General features: G+C 45.2%; 1 protein-coding gene. It reads right to left on the bottom strand.

The window, feature by feature from the left end; genetic code table 11:
* Nucleotides 1-271: 271 nt before the first annotated feature.
* On the bottom strand, nt 272-1,423 hold the full coding sequence (hemH, locus tag AC805_RS15765; RefSeq protein ID WP_055076303.1) for a ferrochelatase: 1,152 nt from the start codon (nt 1,421-1,423) through the stop codon (nt 272-274).
* Between the last annotated feature and the right edge of the window lie 84 nt (nt 1,424-1,507).

Genomic DNA, 1,507 nt, shown 5'->3' with positions numbered 1-1,507 from the left:
ATGCAAACCCTTCCTCAAAGACCGTTTCAAATTATCCCGAACTCACGTTAAGTAGCTAACCTAGAGAAGCTTAGGGACTTGCTATTAATTAAAGTACCTGTGGCTTCGACTACGCTCAGCCAACGTTAGCTGAGCGTAGTCGAAGCTAGATAACTTTGGTGGGACATTTTATTTTTTATCCGCAAGAAGCTTACCGACCGCGTAGCGGTCGGTAAGCTTCTCTAGGTTTTGGGTTTTAAGCAATAAAAAAAGGGCGCTATGCGCCCTTTTTTTATTGCAGGATTTGTGCTCGCCCAAGCCATAGTTCTAGGAGCAAGATCAAGAAACCGAGCATCGCTAAACGACCATTCCATACTTCGGCAGACTGGGTCATTCCCCATTCCCACCGCTCTTGAGGATAAAGTTTGGTGTTTTTTTGCGGTTGGATGGTTTCGGAGAAGGGTTTGGGGCGATCGCTTAGAGCCTTTACCACTACATCGGCGAGGGCTTGAATGAAAGTAGGATCGGTATCGGGGGCAGGAACTCGGGCAAAGGTTTCAATACCAGCATGTTCGGCGATTTCCCGATATTCCATATCGATTTCTTCGAGGGTCTCGATATGCTCGGAGACAAAGCTAATCGGAACGACGACTAGCTCTTTTACTCCCTGTTGGGCGAGTTCTTCGATCGCGACATCGGTATAGGGCTGTAGCCACTCGACAGGACCGACTCGACTTTGGTAGGCGAGGGTATAGGGATTGCTCCGATTGAGCTTTTGCACGATCAGGGCGGCACAGGCTTCAATTTCCTTTTGGTAAGGATCGCCTGCTTCTTCGATATAGCTAACAGGCACGCCGTGAGCACTGAAAAATATATGAGCGGTGCTAGGATTCTTAACGCGATCTAGTTCGGTGGCGATCAGATTTGCCATCGCTTGTAAATAACCTGAGTTGTCATACCAAGAAGGTACAACGGTATATTTAATTTTTTGGAGATCGGGATCGACTTTCCAAATGCGATCTAATAGTCGAAAGCTAGATCCTGTCGTGCTGATCGAAAACTGGGGATATAAAGGTAAAACTACTAATTCTTCGATACTATCTCGCTTAATTTGGGCGATCGCCTCTTCGGTGAAAGGATGCCAGTAGCGCATTCCGATATATACACTAACATCCCGTCCGTTTTGCTGAAGTTGCGATCGCAAAGCTTGTCCTTGAGCTTCAGTAATACGCCTTAGGGGTGAACCGCCACCAATCTTTTTGTAGTTTTCCTGAGATTTTTTAGCCCTTAGAGTTGAGATTAACCAAGCTAGGGGCGCTTGCAATAATGGTGAAGGCAAGCGAATAATTTCTGGGTCAGAAAATAAGTTATACAAAAAAGGGCGGACATCCTCTAGTTTGTCTGGTCCACCAAGGTTCAGCAGTAAAACGCCTAATCGCCCCATATCAATCGCTATATCCTTTTATAAATGGATTTATTATTTAGATCAAATTTCATTAATTATAGCTAGCGCTAGTATCTTTAATAC

Origin of the sequence: Pseudanabaena sp. 'Roaring Creek', assembly GCF_001402795.1 — a bacterium.
Classification (GTDB): Bacteria; Cyanobacteriota; Cyanobacteriia; order Pseudanabaenales; family Pseudanabaenaceae; genus Pseudanabaena.
Note: the sequence above shows the minus strand (reverse complement) of the source record. Positions and strands in the feature narration are given on the sequence as shown.